This window comes from Qipengyuania sp. ABI-127-1, assembly GCA_022953095.1.
Lineage (GTDB): Bacteria > Pseudomonadota > Alphaproteobacteria > Sphingomonadales > Sphingomonadaceae > Qipengyuania.
Genome location: JALJCR010000001.1, coordinates 952,345 through 974,304, shown reverse-complemented (window position 1 = coordinate 974,304; position 21,960 = coordinate 952,345). Strand labels below are relative to the sequence as shown.

General features: G+C 63.1%; 19 protein-coding genes. 7 read left to right on the top strand and 12 right to left on the bottom strand.

What is annotated here, in order from left to right:
- Position 1 precedes the first annotated feature (1 nt).
- The 3 genes from MUY37_RS04705 to MUY37_RS04695 all read right to left on the bottom strand — a co-directional run bounded on the left by MUY37_RS04705 (position 2) and on the right by MUY37_RS04695 (position 1,474).
- Positions 2–301 (bottom strand): TrbC/VirB2 family protein, encoded by a 300-nt coding sequence (locus tag MUY37_RS04705; RefSeq protein ID WP_499194237.1) that lies wholly within the window; start codon positions 299–301, stop codon positions 2–4.
- Positions 302–305: 4 nt separating this feature from the next.
- The gene (locus MUY37_RS04700) at positions 306–935 is read right to left on the bottom strand and encodes a lytic transglycosylase domain-containing protein (RefSeq protein WP_499194236.1); all 630 of its coding nucleotides are present in this window, start codon (positions 933–935) and stop codon (positions 306–308) included.
- Positions 936–1,090: 155 nt separating this feature from the next.
- On the bottom strand, positions 1,091–1,474 hold the full coding sequence (locus MUY37_RS04695) for a hypothetical protein (RefSeq protein WP_499194235.1): 384 nt from the start codon (positions 1,472–1,474) through the stop codon (positions 1,091–1,093).
- Between the two features lie 268 nt (positions 1,475–1,742).
- Between MUY37_RS04695 and MUY37_RS04690 the strand changes: the two genes are divergently transcribed.
- The 3 genes from MUY37_RS04690 (at position 1,743) to MUY37_RS04680 (ending at position 7,542) form a co-directional block, all read left to right on the top strand.
- The gene (locus MUY37_RS04690; RefSeq protein ID WP_499194234.1) at positions 1,743–3,311 is read left to right on the top strand and encodes a beta-helix domain-containing protein; all 1,569 of its coding nucleotides are present in this window, start codon (positions 1,743–1,745) and stop codon (positions 3,309–3,311) included.
- A gap of 125 nt (positions 3,312–3,436) precedes the next feature.
- Positions 3,437–6,184, top strand: coding sequence for a TonB-dependent receptor domain-containing protein (locus MUY37_RS04685; RefSeq protein WP_499194233.1), 2,748 nt, complete (start codon positions 3,437–3,439; stop codon positions 6,182–6,184).
- A 209-nt stretch (positions 6,185–6,393) separates the two neighbouring features.
- Positions 6,394–7,542: an AAA family ATPase gene (locus tag MUY37_RS04680; protein ID WP_499194232.1), complete on the top strand. Its 1,149-nt coding sequence runs from the start codon at positions 6,394–6,396 to the stop codon at positions 7,540–7,542.
- 73 nt (positions 7,543–7,615) lie between these two features.
- Here MUY37_RS04680 and MUY37_RS04675 read toward each other — a convergent pair whose 3' ends face one another.
- From MUY37_RS04675 to MUY37_RS04650, 6 genes are all read right to left on the bottom strand, one after another.
- A complete protein-coding gene (locus MUY37_RS04675) occupies positions 7,616–8,293 on the bottom strand; it encodes a response regulator transcription factor (RefSeq protein WP_499194231.1) in 678 nt (225 codons plus the stop codon).
- A 105-nt stretch (positions 8,294–8,398) separates the two neighbouring features.
- Positions 8,399–9,421, bottom strand: a complete 1,023-nt coding sequence (locus MUY37_RS04670) for an aldo/keto reductase (RefSeq protein ID WP_499194230.1) — start codon at positions 9,419–9,421, stop codon at positions 8,399–8,401.
- A 332-nt stretch (positions 9,422–9,753) separates the two neighbouring features.
- On the bottom strand, positions 9,754–10,896 hold the full coding sequence (locus tag MUY37_RS04665; protein WP_499194229.1) for an acyl-CoA dehydrogenase family protein: 1,143 nt from the start codon (positions 10,894–10,896) through the stop codon (positions 9,754–9,756).
- 72 nt (positions 10,897–10,968) lie between these two features.
- Positions 10,969–11,778 (bottom strand): CPBP family intramembrane glutamic endopeptidase, encoded by an 810-nt coding sequence (locus MUY37_RS04660; protein ID WP_499194228.1) that lies wholly within the window; start codon positions 11,776–11,778, stop codon positions 10,969–10,971.
- Positions 11,779–11,840: 62 nt separating this feature from the next.
- Positions 11,841–12,815, bottom strand: a complete 975-nt coding sequence (locus tag MUY37_RS04655) for an NAD(P)H-dependent flavin oxidoreductase (protein ID WP_499194227.1) — start codon at positions 12,813–12,815, stop codon at positions 11,841–11,843.
- A 59-nt stretch (positions 12,816–12,874) separates the two neighbouring features.
- Positions 12,875–13,465: a flavin reductase family protein gene (locus tag MUY37_RS04650; RefSeq protein ID WP_499194226.1), complete on the bottom strand. Its 591-nt coding sequence runs from the start codon at positions 13,463–13,465 to the stop codon at positions 12,875–12,877.
- A 214-nt stretch (positions 13,466–13,679) separates the two neighbouring features.
- Here MUY37_RS04650 and MUY37_RS04645 point away from each other — a divergent pair, with 214 nt between their 5' ends.
- Positions 13,680–14,414 carry a 3'(2'),5'-bisphosphate nucleotidase CysQ gene (locus tag MUY37_RS04645; RefSeq protein WP_499194225.1) on the top strand — a complete coding sequence of 245 codons (735 nt, stop codon included), beginning with the start codon at positions 13,680–13,682 and terminating at the stop codon, positions 14,412–14,414.
- Here the strand turns inward: MUY37_RS04645 and MUY37_RS04640 are convergent.
- Positions 14,411–15,304, bottom strand: a complete 894-nt coding sequence (locus MUY37_RS04640; protein WP_499194224.1) for an HpcH/HpaI aldolase/citrate lyase family protein — start codon at positions 15,302–15,304, stop codon at positions 14,411–14,413. The two genes, MUY37_RS04645 and MUY37_RS04640, sit on opposite strands and share 4 nt — an antisense overlap.
- A 106-nt stretch (positions 15,305–15,410) precedes the next feature.
- Here MUY37_RS04640 and MUY37_RS04635 point away from each other — a divergent pair, with 106 nt between their 5' ends.
- The 3 genes from MUY37_RS04635 to MUY37_RS04625 are packed head-to-tail and all read left to right on the top strand — an operon-like array spanning position 15,411 to position 19,011.
- Positions 15,411–16,622 (top strand): acyl-CoA dehydrogenase family protein, encoded by a 1,212-nt coding sequence (locus MUY37_RS04635; protein ID WP_499194223.1) that lies wholly within the window; start codon positions 15,411–15,413, stop codon positions 16,620–16,622.
- Positions 16,623–16,639: 17 nt separating this feature from the next.
- Positions 16,640–17,710 carry an acyl-CoA dehydrogenase family protein gene (locus tag MUY37_RS04630; protein WP_499194222.1) on the top strand — a complete coding sequence of 357 codons (1,071 nt, stop codon included), beginning with the start codon at positions 16,640–16,642 and terminating at the stop codon, positions 17,708–17,710.
- The gene (locus MUY37_RS04625) at positions 17,707–19,011 is read left to right on the top strand and encodes an MFS transporter (RefSeq protein WP_499194221.1); all 1,305 of its coding nucleotides are present in this window, start codon (positions 17,707–17,709) and stop codon (positions 19,009–19,011) included. The genes MUY37_RS04630 and MUY37_RS04625 overlap by 4 nt, the downstream gene beginning before the upstream one ends.
- On the opposite strand, the gene MUY37_RS04620 is transcribed toward MUY37_RS04625, so the two are convergent.
- Complete coding sequence (locus tag MUY37_RS04620; protein WP_499194220.1) at positions 19,000–20,226, bottom strand: TetR/AcrR family transcriptional regulator; 1,227 nt, start codon at positions 20,224–20,226, stop codon at positions 19,000–19,002. The two genes, MUY37_RS04625 and MUY37_RS04620, sit on opposite strands and share 12 nt — an antisense overlap.
- On the bottom strand, positions 20,223–21,959 hold the full coding sequence (locus tag MUY37_RS04615; protein ID WP_499194219.1) for a class I adenylate-forming enzyme family protein: 1,737 nt from the start codon (positions 21,957–21,959) through the stop codon (positions 20,223–20,225). The genes MUY37_RS04620 and MUY37_RS04615 overlap by 4 nt, the downstream gene beginning before the upstream one ends.
- Position 21,960 lies beyond the last annotated feature (1 nt).

The following is a 21,960-nucleotide window of genomic DNA, read 5'->3' as shown; positions in this document are numbered from 1 at the left end:
GTCAGCCCGCCACGCCCTGGATGCCGGCGACGATCGATGCCGCGCCGAACAGGATGAACACACCGATAATGACGGTCGCCCCGAAGCGCCAGTTGAGGCGTCCGGTCAGCATCATGAAGCCGACTGCGGCAACAGCCATGACAGCTACGGCGGTGGCGACATTGCCGAGCAGGGTACCCTGTAGCCAGCCAAGCGCGGCGACGATCGGACCCGATCCGGCCGGATCGGTACCTTGCGCAATAGCGACGCTCGGGGTCATCAGTGCGGCAAGCGCCGCCGGAAGGGTGATTTTGCGACTCAAGTAACTACTCCCGTGAATGGTCGGATAGACGGCCCATAATGGCCGCCACATAATGCTGTGTTTCGCGAATGCGGGGAATGCCGCCCGCTCGAATGACGCGCCCCGGCCCCGCATTATAGGCTGCCAGAGCCCTTTCGAGATCGCCGTCGAACCGGTCGAGCTGTTCGCGTAGATAGCGTGCGCCGCCTTCGAGATTGGCGAAGGGATCATCCGGATCGACACCGAGATCACGCGCTGTGCCCGGCATCAACTGGGCGAGCCCGCGTGCGCCAACGGGCGAAACCGCGTTCGCGCGCCAGCGGCTCTCCTGCCACACCAGCGCTTCGATGAGTGTCGGACTGAGGTCGAAGCGAGCGGCGAGTTCGGCCACCTTGGCCTTGTAGCTTTCGGGCACCAGGCGCGCATGTTCCCCCGGATCGGCGACCGCGGCATCCGGAATCACGATTTCGGCAGGGACTTCGGTCAGCGGTCCTGCGGATGCCAATTCGGTTTGGGCGGCAGCCGACGCGGTGCCCCCGCCGGTTATCCAGCGCGCTCCGTCAGCGTCGACTTCCATGACATCCGCCTTCACCGGGAAGGCAGTCAGCGCCGCGCAGGACAATCCCATCACCAGCGCCAAGCGTGCGAGAATCATTGCACCCTCCGTCCGGTCCCGATGGCGATGATACATGACAAGCGAGTGACAGGAAGGGCATTGTGCTGTCGAACTGTCGCTAGGTTACAACACGCATAAAAAAAGCCCGCCTTCCAAAGGAGGCGGGCCGGGTGGCTCTGCAGTCTTGCGAAGAATTAGCGGAGCGATAATGCATAATAGCGAGCGAATTCGCCCTTGTCGAGCATGGCCAGGGCCTTGCGCGCGAGACGGCGCGAATCCACCCATTTCCCATTGGCGGTCTCGAGTTCGACGCTGTCACGCGCATTCGCGGCAGCCGCAAAATCGGCGCGCGCCGCCTCATAATTGCCCGTGCGCGCGAGCGCGATGCCGTGATTGATCAGGCGCGCCGGGTCGTCCGCAGCCAGCTCGTCGCATTTCTCAATGGCCGCACGGGCGGCGGCATTGTCGTTCGCGACCAGCTCTTCATAGCCGACGTCGTAGTCCGAATGCGGGCCTGCGACTGCCTCGACCGGACCCTGCGCCAGAAGCGCCAATGTTACACTTGCGATGATCGCCATCTCGGCTCTCCCATATCTGTTCTGCGACTATGGGTGCCCTGCCTCGCCGCATTCCGCAACAAAACTGTAACATTGTCATATTTCTGCAATCCATGGGCTTGGGATGCGGTTTTCAACGAAACCCCCAGGTCTCGTCGCATTAGTGGTCGAAACTGCAACACAACGGTCATGAAGCGACAAAAACTGTCACGAAGCCCCCCTAGCGGACGAGTCGCGATCAACGAATTCGCGAATCCAGTTCATCCGGTTTTTGAGGGGACCGTTACCCGTGACCAATCTTCATCGTTCGCTCGTCCTCGGCTGCTCGGCTCTGGCTCTCGCCAGTTGCGGCGCCGACGAAATCGTCTCGCCGGGCACCGGCGGGAACATCACCATCAACAACACCAATACGCCTGCACCCACGCCGACCCCGACCCCGACGCCCACGGCCACGCTGGTCACCCCGGCGGCCGGTTGCCCGACCATTTCCGATCCGGTCGGCCTGACCGACAGCGGCACGATCAATGGTCCGACCGGTGAATACCGCGTCTGCACGCTGCCTTCGCGCTTCACCGCGTCGTCGACCCTGCCCTATATCGAAGGCCTGCTCTACCGCATTGACGGCCGTGTCGATGTCGGCACCGATGGCGGCCCGGTCGACACCGGTGCGGATACCGATGTCGAACTGACCATCGAACCGGGCGTGATCCTGTTCTCGCAGGGTTCGGGCTGGATGAACGTCAACCGTGGCAACACGATCCAGGCCAACGGCACCGCATCGCGTCCGATCATTTTCACCAGCCGCGACAATGTCCAGGGTCTCAACACGATCAACTCGTCCGGCCAGTGGGGCGGTCTCGTTCTCTCCGGTCGCGCTCCGGTTACGGATTGTGTCGCTCCGGGCGCGACGCCGGGCACGGCAGCCTGCGAACGCCAGGTGGAAGGCGCGGTACAACCCGCCCTGTTCGGCGGCGCAACCTCGGACGACAGCTCGGGCAGCCTGCAATTCGTCCAGCTCCGCTATTCCGGCTTCGTTCTCTCGGGCGACAACGAGTTGCAGGCGCTGACCACAGGCGGCGTCGGCAGCGGTACGACGATCAACAACATCATGAGCTACAACAGCTCGGATGACGGCGTCGAATTCTTCGGTGGTAGCTTCAACGTCCGCAACCTGATCGTCGTCGGGGCGGAAGACGACAGCCTCGACACCGATACCGGCGTGAAGATCAACATGCAGAACGTGATCGCCGTCCAGCGCCCCAATGTTGGCGATACCATCATCGAGGCCGATTCCAATAACGGCCTGGAAGAGCAGACCCCACGCCAGAAAACGCAAATCTCGAATGCGACCTTCATCCACAACGGTGCCGAGCAGGACCAGGCCATCCGTATCCGTGGCGGGACCGATTTCGCGATCGTGAACTCGGTTCTGGTCGATGCAACGGGCGGCACACCCTGCCTGCGTCTCGACCTTCCGGAAACGATCCGTGCGGCCGGTGCCGGTCCGGACGAAGACGGCCCGCCGGTCTTCGAAAGCTTCGTGATGGATTGTGCCGCCGATTTCCGTGACGGTAGCGGCGGTGTCACTGCTGCACAGACCCAGTCGATTTTCGATGGCGGTTCGAACAACGATGCAGCCTTCACCAACACGCTGACGATGACCTTCGTCAACGGTTCGAACGAAAACGGTGTCGCGGTCTTCGATCCGAAGGCCTTGGCTGCATTCTTCAACACCCCGACGAATATCGGCGCCGCCTATCCGGGCAACGACACCTGGGTTCAGGGCTGGACCTGCAACTCGGCCACGGTGACTTTCGACTCGAACGTCACCGACTGCTCGAGCCTGCCGGTCTACTGATCGGTTCCAAAGGCCGCGGGATGCGCACCACGGCGCACCCCGCGGTCTCATTCGCTTTTCGCACAGGAGCCATCGCTGGGCTCCGCATCAGTTTTCCAGGCCTGAACATGAGGGGGTCTCGTATCATGTCGACCGGCAAGCAGCTTACCGCGCTGCTCCTGCTCACCACCGCGCTCACTATTCCCGGGACCGCTTTCGCCCAGGATACCGGTGTGGGCACTGGCGCCGAAGGCGTTCCCGCCGAAGCCGATCCCGCGACCGATGCCGTTCAGGCACAACAGGTCGAAGGCATCGAGGATACGCCCGAAGAGGAGCAGTTCGAAGAGCCCGAAATCTCGGTTCCCGGCGGAGCCATCGTCGTGACCGGCCGCCGCAGGCAGGATGTGACCCGTGCCTCTTCGCAGGTGGTCTCGGTGCTCGACAGCGCCAGCATCGCCCGCACGGGTGAAGGCGACATTGCCGGCGCGCTGACCCGCGTCACCGGTCTTTCGACCGTGGGCAATGGCCTTGTCTATGTTCGCGGCTTGGGCGATCGCTATTCGCTCGCGCTGCTCAACGGCCTCCCGCTCCCCTCGCCCCAGCCGCTGAGCCGCGTGGTGCCGCTTGACATCTTTCCGACCAGCATCATCGCCTCCAGCCTGGTTCAGAAAACCTATTCGGCCAATTTCCCCGGCGAATTCGGCGGCGGTGTGATCAACCTCACCACCCGCGCCGTTCCCGACGAAAGCTTCGTCAAGATCAGTGCCGGAATTTCCGGCGACAGCGAAACGACCCTGGGGACCGGCTACAGCTATTACGGATCGAGCTACGACTGGTTCGGTTTCGATGACGGTCGGCGCACCACGCGCCCGGCCTTGCAGAACTATCTCGACAGCGGCCTTGCCCTGTCCGATCCGAATGTTGATCAGAAGGCGATCCTGCTCGAGCTGGGCGATCCCAACCTGATCCTGCTCCAGAGCACGGATGCTGTTCCCGTCAACTGGTCGGCGGGCATAACCGCAGGCACCAGTTTCGATGTCTTTTCCGATGGCCGCTTCGGGATCATCGCAACGGCATCGCTCAGCAATAAGTGGCGCAACCGCTTCATTACCCGTCAGACTGCGGTCAACACCGATCTCGATCTCGACACCGATTTCCGCCAGTTCACCACCGACCAGCGCATTCTTGCCAACGCCATGCTGGGCTTCGGCCTGGAAGTTGGCGAGCATCGCTTCCGCGTGGTCAACCTGTTCATTCGCGACAGTCTCAAGCGCGCCTCGCTCGCGGAAGGAACCGACTTCCAGAACGACGATACCGATCAGGTGCAGAACACCGGCTGGTACGAACGGCAGCTATTCGACACCCAGTTCACCGGAGAAATGGAATTCGGCGACCTCTCGCTCGACCTGCGAGCCGGATATGCCCAGACACAGCGTGAAGCCCCGTATGAGTGGGAGTTCACCTATACCCGTACCAACAATGACAACGATCCGCTCGGCAATCTCTTCCTTAACACGCTCGATCCACAGCGCGGCGGCGCGGTCGTCGCGCTCTCGGACCTGACGGAAGACCTTTATTACGGCGGGATCGACCTCAGCTACCAGTTCGCCAACTGGCTGGGTGTGACGGTCGGCGGTGCTTATACGGACACGCAGCGTCTATCCTCGCGCCGCGAATTCGATATCCGCGCATCGAGCGGTTACCCCGACGTTTTCGGTGCGTTCCGTCCCGATGCCCTGCTCGGCGATTCGCTGATCGAACTCGGCTACGATCCCGATGCGCAGGACGCGGCGGGTATCGGGCCGTTCACTTACACCATCTTCGATACCACGGGCTCGGACCCGGCCTTCGAAGCTGGCCTGGAAATCGTCGCCGGTTACGCTCAGGCGCGGATCGAGCCGACGCTGGGCGTCTCGCTCGATCTCGGCGTGCGCTACGAAGATGCCACGCAGCAGGTGGTTCCCCTCGGGCTCGACGGAGCGCCTAGCGGGTCCGGCAATTCGACCCTGCTCGAAAACGATTATTTCCTGCCGGGCGCAACCCTCACCTGGGAAGTAACCGACAGCTTCCAGTTGCGGTTCAACGCATCGAGGACCATTGCCCGCCCGCAATTCCGTGAACTGATCTTCCAGACCTATTTCGATCCGGAAACCAACCGTCAGTTCAACGGCAACCCCTCGCTCATCGACAGCGAGCTGACGAACTACGAGGCGCGCGCCGAATATTACTGGGGGTCGGGCAGCAAGGCCAGCCTTGCCGGGTTCTACAAGGATATCGAGAACCCGATCGAAGTCTTCTCCAGCTTTTCGGACAACGACCAGATCAGCGGCTTCGCCAATGCACCATCGGCCAAGCTTTATGGTGCGGAGTTCGAATTCCAGTGGAACAAGGACCTCTACAGCCTGGGTGACTGGTGGGACAGCAAGCGTCTCGTGGCGATTGCCAATTACACCTACACCAAGTCCGATCTGCAGGTCGGGGCCGACGACATTGCCAGGGTGTTCCCCTTCGCGGACCAGCCCGCGACCAATTTCTTCCGCGACGGTGTGCCGCTGACCGGCCAGTCGGACCACCTGGTAAACCTGCAACTGGGGATCGAAGATCTCGACAAGGTCAGCCAAGCGACGTTGCTGCTCAGCTATGCCAGCGAGCGCGTGACCAGCCGCGGAACCGCCGCGCTGCCCGATATCGTCGAGGATCCGGGCCTGCGCCTGGATTTCGTGGTACGTCAGGGTTTCGAACTGGCGGGAGCCGATATGGAGCTTAAATTCGAAGCCCGGAACATCACCGGCCGCGATCATTTCGAGTTCCAGACCAACGGCACCAACCGGATCGAGATCAACAGCTACGACGTCGGCCGCAGCTTCGCAGTGTCACTTTCCGCCGAATTCTAGGCCGAACTGGACTTCACACCTGGAAGGGCCGCCGGGGGGCGGCCCTTCTTGATATAAGGCGGAAATCAGCTGCGCGAACTGTCTGCCCTGTGGGTTGGAAGCGGCCGGACCACCATCGAAACGCCCATCGCCTAGGCAGACACTCCCGCCGCGACTTCACAGGCTCTTTGACGCTGGCTCAACCGGGCATGAAGCGCTAGCTCAATGGCATGATTACCTGCCTTGCTGTTTCTGGCTATCGCTCGCTTCGAGACGTAAAGCTGGAGCTGGGACCGTTGAACATCGTTACCGGAGCGAACGGTAGCGGCAAGTCCAGTCTCTATCGCTCGCTTCGGCTGCTATCGGAAATCGCGCAGGGCCGAGCGATCGCCTCATTGGCGGCGGAGGGTGGACTAGCTTCAACCTTATGGGCCGGCCCGGAAAAAATCAGCTCCCGGATGCGTACGGGCGAAGTGCCGGTCCAGGGAACGGTAAGGCGCGACCCGGTAAGCCTTAAGCTCGGCTTTTCGTCGGAGGATTACGGATACGCTATCGACCTCGGATTGCCGAGGCCGTCTACCACGCGATTTGGCCACGATCCCGAGATAAAGAGCGAAGCTCTTTGGACAGGGTCGCACCTGAAACCCTCGAACTTGCTGGCGGATCGGCGTGCCTCTCTTGTCCGCATTCGCAGCAACGATAGCGGCGTGTGGCGGGACAGCATGAAGGACTTGTCCGCCTGCGACAGTATGATGACGCACTGCGCCGACCCCGTCGATGGCCTCGAACTTCTACTCTTGCGCGAGCGCATGCGTGCATGGCGCTTCTATGACGATCTGCGCACGGACCGCGATGCTCCGGCGCGCCGTCCAAGAATTGGAACGTTTACCCCGATCCTGGCCAGCGACGGTTCGGATGTAGGAGCCGCGATACAGACCATTGTCGAGATCGGCGATTCCGCTGCGCTTGAAGAAGCAATTTCGGATGCTTTCGATGGGGCATCGCTACAGGTGAACGAACATTTCCAAGTGGAGATGCGGCAATATGGGCTTCTCCGCCCGTTGAATGCGGCAGAACTCTCCGACGGAACACTCCGATATATCTTGCTCGTCGCTGCACTTCTCTCGCCGCGTCCTCCAGAACTGATGATTTTGAACGAGCCGGAAGGCAGCCTCCATCCCGAACTGCTTGCGCCGCTGGCGCGTCTGCTTTGCAAGGCGGCCGAGCGAAGCCAGATCCTCGTGGTGTCTCATTCGACACATCTTGTGTCGGCACTCGAAAAAGGCCCGGCAAGCACATCGATCGAACTTCACAAGGATCTGGGCGAAACCTTCATTGCAGGCTCGCAAGATATCGACTGGAAGTGGCCGACCCGTTGAATCGTCTGCTCGACAAGAAACACCCCAAGAGAGGGGCGTTACCGGACGAACCGGTTTCGGCTTCTAACGCCGCTCAGTCGTAGCTGTCATAGACATAACCGAGCGAGCGGACGGTTCGCACCCTTTCGCCTGCCGATACCGACCGCAGCGCGCGGCGGAGGCGGCCGATCCAGACATCGACGGTGCGCTCGTCGATCGGCGGTTCCTGTTTGCCGAGGGCGGCAATCAGTTCCGCGCGCGACAGGACCCGGTCGGGATTTTGGGCCAGGAAATGCAGCAGGCGAAACTCATTGGGGCGAAGGTTCAGCGGATGGCCGTTCCACCGTGCCTGCAGCGCGGCGAGATCGACCAGCAGCGGTCCGAGTTCGAGGCGTTCGGTCACGCGCGTCCTTCCGCCGCCGGACTCCAGGGCCATCACGCGGTCGAGAATGGTGGTGCGGTCGATCGGCCCGATCAGATAATCGTCGGCGCCCGCGCGCAAGGCCCGGCGTTTGTCGTCGGGATCGTCCTCTTCGAGCAGGATGGTGACATGCGCATCTTCCATCCGCCCGTCCGAGCGCAGGCGTCGGCACATCTCCAGTCCCGAAAGGTCGTCCATCACCCAGTCGACAAAGACGCAGACCGGCCCTTCGACAAGGCGCCGTGGCCCGTCGGGATAGAGGCGCCCGAAAGCATAGCGGATATCGCCGTTCTCGAAATCGGTCCATTCGCCAACAATCGGATCGGTCAGGAAGATATTGATCGTTCGCACGTGGTCTCGCCCCACCCTGTCTCGGGGAGCGATGGCGCAGTGATGTGACTTGTTTGTGACCCCCGGCGCGCGATTGTAACACTCGGTAGGAAAGCGGCCGTGCGCTCAGCCGTCCAGTACAGAAAGCGACCAGTTGCGCGGCGCGGTGGTTTCCACGCCGACGGGCGCCTTGGGGAGATAAGGCGCTTCCAGCCAGGCCACTTCTTCCTCGGACAGTCCGAGGTCCATCGCGGCGACGGCTGCGGCGATATGCCCGTCCTTGGTCGCCCCGATGATCGGCGCGGTCACGCCCTTGGCGAAGTGCCAGCCTAGCGCGACCGTGGCGCGCGACACGCCGCGCTCTTCGGCAATCGTCCCCACCGCCTCGACGATCGCGCGGTCGGCATCGCGATGCTGGCGGTAGAGCGTCTTGCCGAACCCGTCGGTCTCGCTGCGCACGGTGCTCTCGTCCCAGGCGCGCGCCAGCTTGCCGCGTGCGAGCGGGCTCCACGGGATGACGCCCACGCCCTGATCGGCGCACAGCGGCAGCATCTCGCGCTCTTCCTCGCGGTAGAGCAGGTTGACGTGGTTCTGCATCGAAATGAAGCGGGTCCAGCCATTTGCCCGGGCGACTTCCTGCGCCTTGGCGAACTGCCACGCCCACATGCTCGACGCGCCGATATAGCGCGCCTTGCCCGATTTCACGATGTCGTTGAGCGCCTCCATCGTTTCCTCGATCGGCGTGGTGTCGTCCCAGCGGTGGATCTGGAACAGGTCGACGTAATCCATCTTCAACCGCGTCAGGCTGTCGTCCAGCGCCTGAATCAGACTCTTGCGCGAATTGCCGCCGGTGTTGGGCGCCTGCCGCCAGGGCAGGAAAGCCTTGGTCGCCAGCACGATCTCGTCGCGCCTGGCATGTTCGGCCAGCAGCCTGCCGACGACTTCCTCCGATGCGCCGAGCGAATACATATTGGCCGTATCGAAGAAGTTGATTCCGGCTTCCAGCGCCTCACGAATAAAGGGCCGGCTCTCGTCCTCCGACAGCACCCAGTCGCCATGCCAGCCGCGTGTCGTGTCACCATAGCTCATGCAGCCGAGGCACAGGCGCGAGACCTTGAGGCCGGAAAGACCGAGATTGACGTAGTCCATTGGCAAATCCTTCCTGCAAGTCCGCGATCCATGCCTTGTCCGGGTGACAAAGGCGACAGTGTGTCACCCGCATCTTTCGTCGCTTACCTATTGATTCAAAGGGTATATCTCACATAATCGGCGGGTGACACCGGGCTGCCCGCGGGGGGGGGGGGGCGCGATCGGCGGCCCTGCACCATGGTTATCGCAGACGGGCGTCCTGTAGGAAAGCCCGCCCCCCGCCCCGCGGGCGAAAGCCATGTGTGAAACGCTTGCCGATACCGCTCGTCCCGCCGCGGACGAAGCCCCTCTTGCCGGAACAGCCGAACGGATCGGTCAGTGGCGGAGCCTTCTCAGATGGAGCGTGAAATCACTTCCTTCATGATTTCGTTGGTGCCGCCGAAGATGCGGGTGACGCGCGCATCGCGCCACAGACGAGCGATGGCATATTCGTTCATATAGCCTGCGCCGCCATGCAGCTGAAGGGCCGTGTCGCAGGCCTCCCACTGGAGGTCGGTGTGCCACAGCTTGGCGGCACTGGCCTCGTCGGTGGTCAGCTCGCCGCGCAGGTGTTTCGAGATCGCCCAGTCGAGATGCGCCCAGCCGACCTGCAGCTTGGCCTTTAGATCGGCGAGGACGAATTTGGTGTTCTGAAATTCGAACACGGTTCTGCCGAAAGCCTTGCGATCCTTGGTGAAGTTCACTGCCTCGTCGAAAGCGCGCTGCGCCGCCGCCTGTGCGCCCACGGCTATGCCAAGCCGTTCCTGCGGCAATTCCTCCATCAGGTGGATGAAACCGCGCCCCTCGCCGCCCAGGATATTGGTCATCGGCACACGGCAGTCGGTAAAGAACAGTTCCGAGGTATCGGCAGAATGCTGCCCGATCTTGTCGAGATTGCGTCCGCGCTCGAACCCCGGCGTATCGGCATCGACCAGCACCAGCGTCGTGCCCTTGGCACCCTGCGTGGGGTCGGTCTTGGCGACGACGATGATGACATCGGCGTTCTGGCCATTGGTGATGTAGGTCTTGGACCCGTTCACCACCAGATGGTTGCCGTCCTTCACCGCCGTGGTGCGGATACCCTGCAAATCGCTGCCCGCCCCCGGCTCGGTCATGGCGATGGCGGAAATGACATCGCCCGAAACCATGCCGGGAAGATATTTCTGCCGTTGCTCCTCGGTGCCGAGGCGTTCGATGTAGTTGGCGGTGATATCGTTCTGCAACGTGAAACCGGCCGAACTGCCGAGATAGGACAGTTCCTCGCAAAGCACGCAGTTGAAGCCGAAGTCGAGGCCGAGACCGCCATTCTCTTCCTTGACCGTCGGGCACAGCATCCCCGCCTCGCCGAGCGCCTTCCAAGCAGAACGGGGGACGATGCCCTCTTCCTCGTGCTGGTCGAGATAGGGCGTCATGTGCTCGGCGAAGACCTTGCGCACGGTGTCGCGGAACGCCTCGTGGTCCTCGTTATAGGCGGTGCGATAGCTGGTATCGAGCATGGAAGAGCTCCTCAATTCTGGTGCGGGTAGCGGGCCGTGGCCGACAATGGCCGACGCCGACGAGCCAGTAAATCATGCATGGTGCGGTGCCTCATTCATCTGCGCCTGGCGGCGGCGCAGCATAGCCAGGCCGGGAATTGTCGAGACGACGAACATAACCGCAATCGCGGCGAGATAGCCTGACGCGCTGCCCGCCTCCGCGGGTGCTTCGACGCCGAAGAACACATCGAGATCGCCCATCGCGTTGATAAAGGCGTGGATGCCGATCACCGGCCACAGGCTGCGCGTATAGGCTGCAATCCCGGCGAAGCCGATCCCCAGCAAGGTGGCATAGATGACCTGCGGGACAACATCGCCGAGCGGCGCCTGGAAGATGTTGTAGGCATGCGCGAGGCCGAAGATCAGCGCCTGCGCCAGCCCCGCTTTGAGCAGCGCATTGGGCCGCGCCTGCCAGGCACGATAGAGGTAATAGAAACAGAACCCTCGCAGCAGGATTTCCTCGAACAGACCGGTCGATATGCTGCTGTAGAGCCAACCCGCGGTCCTCGGCAGGTCGAACGTGAGCGATTGCAAGTCGACCGACAGCACATTGATCAGCCCGATGAGCGCCATGGGGATTACTGCAAGCGGCCAGGCACGTGGCCACTCACGCACGGGCCGCGTGAGCCCCGCCTCGCGGGCAAGTCCGGTCCGGTGCAGCAGCACCACCAGCGCAGCAGCGATCGCCACCTGCGCGGTGCTGTGGCCCATCTTCTTGGCAATCTTTCCGGGATAGTCCGCCGCCCCGACGGCGACTAACAACAGCATGCTAGCCGCCAGCAAGGCGATCGGCAGAACCAGCGCCGCCCATGCGGGCCGGTCGGCCGAAGCAATCGAATTCATCCGGATCGTATCCTTGTACTGAAAAAGACGTCTCAGCCGTCGAGCATGGCGGTATCCGCCCCCTAGTTCAGGAAACCGGCAAGGCGGCCACGGATGATTTCTTCCGCTTCGGTCATGATGCCGTCGATCAGTTCCTGGCAGGTCGGGATATCGTTGATGAGGCCCGCCACCATGCCGCAGGACCAGGCACCTGCATCCATGTCGCCTTCCATCATGATCCGCGGATAGACGCCCGCCACCTGCTCGATGATATCCTCGAACTTGAGATCGGCGCCTTTTTCCTTCTCGATCCTGAGCAGTTCCTCGACCGCATCATTGGTCATCACACGCTCGGTATTGCGCAGCGGGCGCATGACGAGGCGGGTGTCCAGCTCGCTGGCAGCGACGATCGCCTTCTTCACATTCTCGTGCACCGGCGCTTCCTTGGTGGCGATGAAGCGCGTGCCCATATTCATGCCCTCCGCGCCCATTGCGAGGCTGGCGACGAGGCTGCGCGCATCGGCCATGCCGCCGCTGGCGACGAAGGGGATTTCCAGCTCGTCCGCCGCGCGCGGGAGCAGGATCATATTGGGGATGTCGTCCTCGCCCGGGTGGCCGCCGCACTCGAAGCCGTCGACGCTGACCGCGTCGCAGCCGATCGACTGCGCCTTGAGGCTATGGCGCACGCTGGTGCACTTGTGGATCACCTTGACCCCGGCATCCTTGAAGAAGGGCAGCACCTGCGCGGGATTGTTGCCGGCGGTCTCGACTACTTTCACCCCGCCTTCGATGATGACGCGCACCAGCCCGGGATAGTCTGGCGCATTGACGGTGGGCAGGAAGGTCAGGTTCACGCCGAAGGGCTTGTCGGTCATGTCCTTGCAGCGCGCGATTTCGTCGGCCAGCTTTTCGGGTGTGCCTTGCGTCAGGCCGGTGATGATACCGAGACCGCCCGCATTGGACACCGCCGCCGCCATTTCCGCAAAGCCGACATAATGCATGCCGCCCTGGATGATCGGATGCTGGATGCCGAACATTTCGGTGATACGGGTCTTCATGATGCTGCCTCTTCCCTTGGTTGCTTTTCGCAACGGGTATCGGCGCGGAGGCCCGGTGTCTAGCGCTTCGCCAAACTCTCGAGCGCCGCCAGCAGCTCGGCACCGCTCGCCGTAAGGGAAAGCTCTCCACCAAGCGTTTCGGCAAGGCCTTCGCGCTCCAGGTCCTCGCCCGTGGGCGCGCGCATGACCCGCCCATAGCGCCCGCCGTGATAGATCAGCGGCGCAGCTTCGCGACGGTCGAAATCGACGACCTCGCCGAGGAAAATCGCATGATCGCCGCCTTCGTATTCGAAGCGGGCGCGACAGCCGAAGCGGGCCGCATAGCCTTCGATCAGAGGCGCCCCTTCAGGCCCATCCATCACCGCCAGTCCGGCAAACTTGTCGTCACCCGGTCGTGCGAAGCGATCGGACATAGGCTGCTGGTCCGCGGCAAGAACATGGACGGCCCAGCTCGTCGCGTCGCGAAACACGGGCAGCGTGCGCGACCGCAAGGAAAGGCTCCACAGTACCATTGGCGGATCGAGGCTGACCGAATTGAAGCTGTTGGCGGTGAGGCCAAAAGGGCGACCTTCCCCATCGCGCGCGGTCACGATCGTGACGCCGGTAACGAAACTGCCGAGCGCATCGCGGAAAGCCTGAGGATCGAACATCCCCGGCTGGCTAGGCGTGCGGGCGGGCAAGGGCAAGTGCCAGGCGGGCACCGAACAGCATTTCGAGCGATGTCATGCGCGGCCATGCGATCGACGAGGACCGCAAGGGCTCCCCGCCGCCCGATTTCGCACTCGCAACAAATCGGGGGTTCGCAAGGCGGCCCGTCTCTGTCATGCGGGCCGCAAGCATTGTGAATAGGGGACATACTCCAGCATGACCGACGCCGAACTGGCCGCTCACCTCGCCCAAGTGGCGGGCAAGATTCTGATCGAAGTCCGCGAAAGCTGCATGTTCGAAGGCAAGGCGCTGGGCCAGGCGGGTGACCAGACCGCCAACCAGTTTCTCGTTCACGCGCTGCGCGAACAGCGGCCCGAAGACGGCCTGCTGTCCGAAGAAAGCAAGGATACCGCCGAGCGCCTTTCCAAGGAACGCGTGTGGATCGTCGACCCGGTGGACGGCACCCGCGAATATGGCGAAGCGCGTACCGACTGGGCAGTCCATGTAGCGCTGTGCGTGAACGGCAAGCCCGAGATCGGCGCGGTCGCCCTACCCGGCCTCGGCACCGTGCTGCGGACCGACGCACCGATCGCGGTGCCCCCCGCCGCCGAAAAGCCGCGCATGGTCGTCAGCCGCACGCGGCCCGCAGCCGAAGCCGTCGCCGTGTCCGAAGCCATCGGTGCGGAACTGGTCGGCATGGGATCGGCCGGTGCGAAAGCCATGGCGGTGGTGCGCGGCGAAGCGGAAATCTACCTCCACACCGGCGGGCAGTACGAATGGGACAGCGCCGCCCCCGCCGCCGTGGCCCTGGCGCACGGCCTTCACGCCAGCCGTGTCGACGGCAGCCCGCTGATCTACAACAATTCCGATACCTACATGCCGGATCTGTTGATTTGCCGCCCCGAATGGGCCGAGCGGGTACTGACCGAGGTCACGAAGCTCCAGGCCTAGGTTTCGACCTGCGCCAGAAGCTGGCGTGCGCGGGACAGATGCGGGCGGTCGAGCATGCCGCCCTTCCAGCCGATCGTTCCCGCGTCCGGCTTGGCTTCGAACAGCGCGATGATTTCCCGCGCTTCGGCGATCTCTTCCTCGCTTGGAGAAAAGGCCTCGTTGATTACCGGCACCTGCGCCGGATGGATGGCCAGCATTCCGCGATAACCCTGACGGCGAACCTCGATGGCGCGCTTGCGCAATCCTTCCAGATCGCGGAAATTGGTGTCGATCGTCTCGATCGGCATGACATCCGCCGCCACCGCGCCGAGCAGGCACAGGCTGCGCGCCAGCTTGTAGGTAAAGGCGAAATCGCCATCGAAATCGCGATTGCTCTGCGCCCCCAGCGAATCGGCGAGGTCCTCGGCACCCCAGGTCATCGCCGCCAGTCGCGGTGCGCCGCCATAATCGCCGGTGGTAAACATGGCCGCCGCCGTTTCCGTGACCAGCGCGATGACCGGTGTCGAACCCGGCTCGATCCCGTGCTCCGCCTCCAGCGCGGTTATCCGGCGATCGAGTTCCTCGACATCGTGCCGCCCGCGCGATTTGGGCAGCATGATCCCGCCGGGGCGCGCGGGCATGATCGCCGCGAGATCATCGGCCGTCCACTCGCCATCGAGCGGATTGACCCGGACCCATAGCCGGGCGCGTTCCTGCTCGCTTTTCGAACCAAGGAATTCCGCGATCGCAGCGCGGGCATCCGCCTTGCCGCTTTCGACCACCGCATCTTCCAGATCGAAGATCACGATATCGGCCTCGCCCTCGGCGGCCTTGGCCATCTTTTTGTTGCTATCGCCGGGGGCGAACAGCCAGCTGCGCATCCGCAATGTCGGTTCTGTTTTTTCGCTCATACGCGTGCTTGAGACGCAAAGGCCGGTATTCGTCAAGCATGCCCTAGCGTATTTCCGTGCACGTAAACTTTGCGGTATGCCTGTCGCCGAGATTCAGGAGAGACTCATGGCAACCCAGTTAGAACCCGACATCCATGCCGACGAGGATGCCTTCCGCACCGAAGTGCAGCAATTCCTCGCCGCCAACTTCCCCGACGAGCTCAAAAACAAGGGTAATGCGCTGGCCGGTGTCGATGGCCCGACCGATGAAACCCCCGCGATGACTGCATGGCGCGAGGCGGTTGGCGAACGCGGCTGGGGCACGCCCACCTGGCCCAAACAATATGGCGGCGGCGGCCTGACCAAGGCGCAGGCAAAGATCATCGACCAGGAATTCGCCAAGGCCGGGGCCTACAATCCCATCGGCGGCATGGGCGTGATGATGTTCGGCCCCACCCTGCTCGAATATGGCAGTGAAGAGCAGAAGATGGAGCATATCCCGCCGATCTGCCGCGGCGAAATCCGCTGGTGCCAGGGCTATAGCGAACCCAATGCCGGCTCCGACCTTGCGAACCTGCAGACCTTCGCCGAGGACAAGGGCGATCATTACATCGTCAACGGCCAGAAGACCTGGACCAGCGGCGGCCAGTGGGCCGACAAGTGCTTCGCCATCGTGCGGACCGACAAGAGCGACAAGCACCGCGGCATCAGCTTCATGCTGATCGACATGGACGCACCCGGCGTCGAAGTCCGCCCGATTACCATGATCAGCGGCACCAGCCCGTTCTGTGAAACCTTCTTCGACAATGTGAAGGTGCCCAAGGCCAACCTCGTCGGCGAGGAAGGCCAGGGCTGGACCATCGGCAAACGCTTGCTCCAGCACGAGCGTACCAATATATCGGGCGGCGGACGTCTGGCCAGCATGATGGGCCAGAGCCTGGGCGATATCGCCAAGAAGTATGGCGAAACCGATGCGGCGGGCGAACTCGCCGACAAGGTTCTGCGCGACAAGATCGCCGATTTCGAGATCCGCTGGAATTCCTTCCTGCTCACCGCGCGCCGCGCCGTCGAGGAGAGCAAGGCGCAGGGCGGCGTATCCGAAATCAGCTCGGTGCTGAAAAAGCTCGGCACCAAATTGAGCCAGGAACGCAGCGAGCTGCTGATCGAAATCCGCGGTCTTCAGGGCCTCGGCTGGGAAGGCGAGGAGTTCACCGACGGCGAACTCGAGGCGGTGCGCGGCTGGCTCTTCGGCAAGGCCACCACGATCTATGGCGGCTCCACCGAAATCCAGAACAACATCATCGCCAAGCGCGTGCTCGGCATGCTCGACCACCAGTAAGAGAGGGAGCACGGAAAATGGCAGTTCTCAACGAAGAACAGGAAATGCTGCGCGATATGGCGCGCGACTGGGCGACCAATGAAAGCCCGGTGACCGAGTTTCGCAAGGTCCGCGCCAGCGGCGAGCCGCATGCCTACAACACGGACGCCTATGCCACGATGGCGGAGATGGGCTGGGCCGGGGTCATCATTCCCGAGGAGCACGGCGGATCGGACTTCGGCTTCCTATCGGCCGGGCTCGTCGTCGAGGAACTCGGCAAGACGCTGACCGCCAGCCCACTCGTCGCCACGACCATCGCGGCCAGCGCGATCGTGCTCGGCGGAAGCGATGAGCAGAAGGCCAAGTGGCTGCCGAAGCTCGCCAGCGGCGAGACGGTAGCGACGCTCGCCATCGACGAAGGGGCGCATCACGATCCCTCGGCCATCGAAACGAGCGTTTCGGGTGGCAAGCTGACCGGCAAGAAAGCCTTCGTGCACGAAGCGCACGGGGCCGACCTGTTCGTGGTCGCGGCCAAAGACGGGCTTTACCTCGTCGAAAAGGGTGACGGCGTCTCGCTCACGACGCGCAAGCTCACCGATCAGCGCAGTCATGCCGACATGAATTTCGACGGCGCTGCGGCGGAGAAGCTCGAAGGTGGCGGCGACAGCCTGCTCGACGATGTGCTCGACCGGGCGCGCGTGCTGACTGCGGCCGAAATGCTCGGCATGGCGCAGCAGGTGTTCGACACCACGCTCGATTATCTGAAGCAGCGCGTGCAGTTCAACCAAGTGCTCGCCACCTTCCAGGCGTTGCAGCACCGCATGGCCGATCTGTTCGCCGATCTCGCGCAGATGCGCAGCGCGGTCGAGGCGGGGCTGCAGGCGGTCGATGGCGGTTTCGGCGTCGCGCACGCCGCGACCATCGCCAAGGCAGAGGCCAACCGCGTGCTGCACACGATCAGCAATCAGGGCATCCAACTGCATGGCGGCATCGGCATGACCGACGAATACGATGTCGGCTTTTATCTGAAGCGCGCCCGCGTGCTGGAATCGGCCTGGGGCTCTTCGAGCTATCTTAAGGATCGATACGCCAAGCTCGCCAGCTATTGAGCGAAATATTCGCCTCAGCGGGCGAAGATAATGAGGCGCTCCCGGACACCGATGTCTGGGGGCGCCATCACGCCTTTATGGAGGCGAACCTCAAGCGCAATTACGCGACCAATCTGACGCATGGCGTCTTCGGGATGACGGGCTTCCGTCTGATCTATGCCCCCACCATCATCCCTGCCTATCTCTATCTGCTGACCGGCAGCGCAGCGGCGGTCGGGCTCGGCACCGCATTGCTGCAACTGGGAGGCACGGTCTCTCCGATCCTGTCGGGCGCGCAGGTCGAAAGCCGCAAGCGCATCCTGCCCTATGCCATCAGCGTCGGTTCGATGATGCGGGTTATGGTGCTGGCGCTGGCCCTTGCGGCATGGATGCTGGAAGGCACGGCGCTGCTGGTGGTGACGCTCGCCAGCTTCCTGCTGCTGGGCTTTTTCAGCGGCGCGCAGCGTGTGGCGTTCCAGATGCTGATGGCCAAGCTCATCCCGATCGACCGGCGCGGGCGGCTGCAGGGCATCCGCAACATGGTGGGCGGGTTGATCGCCGCCGGTCTCGCCTGGGTCGCGGGGCATTATTTTATCGAACGCGAATGGCTTGGGAATGGCTATGCCACGACCTTCCTGCTCGCCTTCATGCTGACATCGATCGGTCTCGTGGTCCTGAAGCTCGGCATTCGCGAACCCGATGCGCCGCGCCTGCGCCCGGTCATGCCCTTGCGCGAGCGGATCGGGCAATTCGGCGAGCTGTTGCAGCACCGCGATTTTCGCGCCTTTCTGATGGCCCACGGCCTCGCCGCGGTCGCACGTGTCGGCCTGCCCTTCTGGACGCTCTATGTCGGCGACCGGCTGGGCCTCGACGGGGCGCTGATCGGCAGCTTGAGCCTCGCCTTCCTTGCTGCGGACACGATGTCCAATCTCGTCTGGGGCTCGCTCGGTGACCGGATCGGCTTTCGCGCCGTCTATCTCGGAGCACTGGCAAGCAGTTTGACGGGCATATTGCTGCTGGTGTTCGGCGATGGCTGGTTGATCTATGCCAGCTTCGCCTTTCTCGGCTTCGGCTTTTCGGGATGGATGATGGCGGCGGTCACGCTGGTGCTCGAATTCGGCGAGCACGAAGACATTCCCATGCGCCTTGCGCTGACCACTACGGTCGAGGGCGGCGTATCCTCGATCGGTCCGATCCTCGTGGGCCTGAGCATCGCCGCGCTGGGCTATGCTCCGCTGATTGTCGCGGCCTTCGCCTCGCTCATCGCCAGCCTGGCGCTGATGACCTGGCGCGTGCGCGAGCCGCGCGCCTCAATCCGATGAGGCGAGCATCCCTTCGGACATGACCGACAGATAAGTCTGGATCGCCTGGTCGGGTCGTTCGAAGCGGGCCGCCCAATGGCGCGCCTCATAGGCGGAATTGATGGTAGACATGATTACCTGTCCCGCCACCAGCGGGTCGATCGCGCGCACCGAACCGTCGGCGATGCCGTCGATCAGCATCCCGGCAAAGCGCCGCGCCAGCCGGTTGGACCGGGTGACTACGTTGATCTTGTGTTCCGCATCAAGCGCCTGCAGCGCGGTTGTTCTGAGCAGGGGCGTGCGGTCGAAGAACTGCACATCGACCAGCTCTGCCAGCACGCTCGACAACCGGGTCCAGTAATCGGTTTCGATATCGCGCCCCGCGATCTGCACTGCGGAAAGGCGATCGTAGCTCTGCTGGAAACAGGCCAGCACCAGATCGTCTTTCGCCTGGTGGTGATGGTAGAAACTGCCTTTGGTGACGTTGAGGCTTTCGGCGATACGGTTGACCGATGCGCCGCGATAGCCGCGTTCGTTGATCGTCACCGTCGCGGCGCGCAGAAAGGCTTCGTTCTGCCCGGCCTCCTCCTCTTCCGGCGTGCGCCAATTGCCCACCAGTTGTTGCGGATCGAAGGCCCCCCGCCGGGCGGGCAGACCATGAGCGAGCACGTCGAACAGCCGCTCTTCAATGCGCGGGAAATCGAGAACGGAGTAACGTATCGACCATACCGGCCACCACATCATCGCCTCGAGCAGGATATGGGCGCGGGCCGAGAACAGCGCCCGTTCGTCCTTGTCGCGCCATTCGCCGAAGAAGCGCCGCACGAGGTCGACGATCCGCAGATAATGCGCCATCAGCGGGTCCTGCACCTCGGGCTCGAGCGTGCGGATTTCCGACAGCGCGGTAACGAGGCCACGCTCGCCAGCCCGGATGCGTTTTCTCAGCGCGACATGGGCGGCGATGAAATGCCGCAACCGTGCGGCAGGCTCCGCCTGTTCGAGCGCCTCGCGCGCCATGCGCTCCATCAGGGCCAGCGTCTCGTCATAGACCGCGACGACCAATTGTTCCTTGCGCGGGAAATAATAGGTGACGCTGGTCGCATTCAGCCCGATTGCGCGCGCGACCTCTGCCAGCGTGGTCGCCTGCACGCCGACTTCATTGATGAGCACGGCGGCTGCGTGAACGATCGCCTCGCGCTTCTCGCCGAATTTGCGGGTGGCGGCGGGAACGTTCACGCGAAAAAGCCCTTCAGATCCTTTTTCAGAATCTTGCCGTTGGCGTTGCGCGGCAAAGTGTCGCGGACGAAGGCAATGCGCACCGGCACCTTGAATTTCGCCAGCCGCGCGGCGACCCACTCGCGCAGTTCCTCCTCGCTCGCCGAAGTGCCGGGCGCGAGATGGACGACGGCAGCGGGTTCTTCGCCCAAGGTCGGGTGGGGGATGCCTACCAGCGCCGCATCGGTCACTGCGGGATGATCGTAGAGCACATTTTCAACCTCGGAGGAGTAGATGTTTTCGCCGCCGCGGATGACCATGTCCTTGGCGCGGTCGACGATATAGCACCACCCCTCCTCGTCCAGCCGGGCCAGATCGCCGGTGCGGACCCAACCGTCGACGAAGGTTTCCGCCGTCGCTTCGGGCCGGTTCCAATAGCCTTTGACCACCATCGGCCCGCGCGCCCACAACTCGCCGACTTCGCCGGTGGGCAGCTCTGTCTCGCCATCCTCGGACATGATCTTGAGATCGGCCACGGCAACGGGCGGCCCACAACTGTCGGGGCGGTTGAGATAATCCTCGGACGAATGCCCCGTCACCGTCGCCATGGTTTCGGTCATGCCCCAGCCATTGGCGGGCAGCGCGCCGAATTCCTCGTGGATCTTGCGCACCAGTTCGGGGGCTGCGGGCGCGCCGCCATAAGCGATCGCTTCCAGGCTCGAGAGATCGTACTCTCCGCGCTCGGGGTGCTCGAGCAATTGCCAGGCGATGGTCGGCACGCCGCCGGTCAGATTCACCTTCTCGCGCTCGATCAGCCGGAACGCCTTCACCGGGTCCCATTTGTGCATGAAAATCATTGTGTGCCCGGCCACGACATAACCCATCAGCCCGGCCGAACAGGCAGTGACGTGGAACAGCGGAATAACCATCAGCCCCACCTTCTGCACCGGCTCGGGCGGAACGTCACCCCGTCGCAGAGCGGCATAGGCGGCGTTGAAGCCGCTCGACATGATATTGGTGCACAGATTGCGATGCGTTCCCAACGCGCCCTTGGGCTGGCCGGTGGTGCCGCTGGTGTAGAAGATCGTCGCTTCGTCCTCGGGTGCAATCTCCTCGTGCGGCAATTCGCCTTGCGGCAGCGCAGCATAGTCGTGAGGCGTGCCGATGACATCCTCGAGCCGCTCGCCTCCCTCCACCGGTTTTCCGCTGCGCGCGACGAACACCGTTTCCAATCCCGGGAACTCGGCGCGGTGGTCGGCCAGCCGCTCCCACCGCTCGGCATCGCAGACGAGCAGTTTCGAGCCCGAATTGGCGAGCCCGAAGGCCAGTTCCGGCCCCGTCCACCACGCATTGAGCGGAACGCAGATCGCGCCGATCGCGGTCGCAGCGAAGAAGGCGACCGGCCATTCGGGCAGATTGCGCATCGCCAAGGCCACCCGGTCGCCCTTGGTAATGCCGCGCGCGCGGAATTCGGCGGCCAGCCGCACGACCGCGCGGAACCAGGCATCATAGGTGACGCGCTCATCCTCATAGATGGCGAAAAGGCGGTCGCCATGCACGCGCCCGGCCATGGCGACCTGACGCAAATTGCCGGGCGCGTTCTTCCACACACGCGTGGGCACACCGCGAATGTCGATCGTTTCCATTTCGAAGCGCTGCCCCGGTGCAGTCAGGCGCTCGACGCACTCCTGCCGCGACATGGCTGGCCAATTTGCCGGCGGCACGAAATCGATCGCTTGCGCGAGGTCGTTCATG

What these genes read in the sequence shown, in the direction of transcription:
- MUY37_RS04700 (WP_499194236.1), bottom strand. Translation starts at nt 935, where the DNA reads ATGATTCTCGCACGCTTGGCGCTGGTGATGGGATTGTCCTGCGCGGCG.
- MUY37_RS04695 (WP_499194235.1), bottom strand. Translation starts at nt 1,474, where the DNA reads ATGGCGATCATCGCAAGTGTAACATTGGCGCTTCTGGCGCAGGGTCCG.
- MUY37_RS04685 (WP_499194233.1), top strand. Translation starts at nt 3,437, where the DNA reads ATGTCGACCGGCAAGCAGCTTACCGCGCTGCTCCTGCTCACCACCGCG.
- MUY37_RS04680 (WP_499194232.1), top strand. Translation starts at nt 6,394, where the DNA reads ATGATTACCTGCCTTGCTGTTTCTGGCTATCGCTCGCTTCGAGACGTA.
- MUY37_RS04670 (WP_499194230.1), bottom strand. Translation starts at nt 9,421, where the DNA reads ATGGACTACGTCAATCTCGGTCTTTCCGGCCTCAAGGTCTCGCGCCTG.
- MUY37_RS04665 (WP_499194229.1), bottom strand. Translation starts at nt 10,896, where the DNA reads ATGCTCGATACCAGCTATCGCACCGCCTATAACGAGGACCACGAGGCG.
- MUY37_RS04660 (WP_499194228.1), bottom strand. Translation starts at nt 11,778, where the DNA reads ATGAATTCGATTGCTTCGGCCGACCGGCCCGCATGGGCGGCGCTGGTT.
- MUY37_RS04655 (WP_499194227.1), bottom strand. Translation starts at nt 12,815, where the DNA reads ATGAAGACCCGTATCACCGAAATGTTCGGCATCCAGCATCCGATCATC.
- MUY37_RS04650 (WP_499194226.1), bottom strand. Translation starts at nt 13,465, where the DNA reads ATGTTCGATCCTCAGGCTTTCCGCGATGCGCTCGGCAGTTTCGTTACC.
- MUY37_RS04645 (WP_499194225.1), top strand. Translation starts at nt 13,680, where the DNA reads ATGACCGACGCCGAACTGGCCGCTCACCTCGCCCAAGTGGCGGGCAAG.
- MUY37_RS04640 (WP_499194224.1), bottom strand. Translation starts at nt 15,304, where the DNA reads ATGAGCGAAAAAACAGAACCGACATTGCGGATGCGCAGCTGGCTGTTC.
- MUY37_RS04635 (WP_499194223.1), top strand. Translation starts at nt 15,411, where the DNA reads ATGGCAACCCAGTTAGAACCCGACATCCATGCCGACGAGGATGCCTTC.
- MUY37_RS04630 (WP_499194222.1), top strand. Translation starts at nt 16,640, where the DNA reads ATGGCAGTTCTCAACGAAGAACAGGAAATGCTGCGCGATATGGCGCGC.
- MUY37_RS04615 (WP_499194219.1), bottom strand. Translation starts at nt 21,959, where the DNA reads ATGAACGACCTCGCGCAAGCGATCGATTTCGTGCCGCCGGCAAATTGG.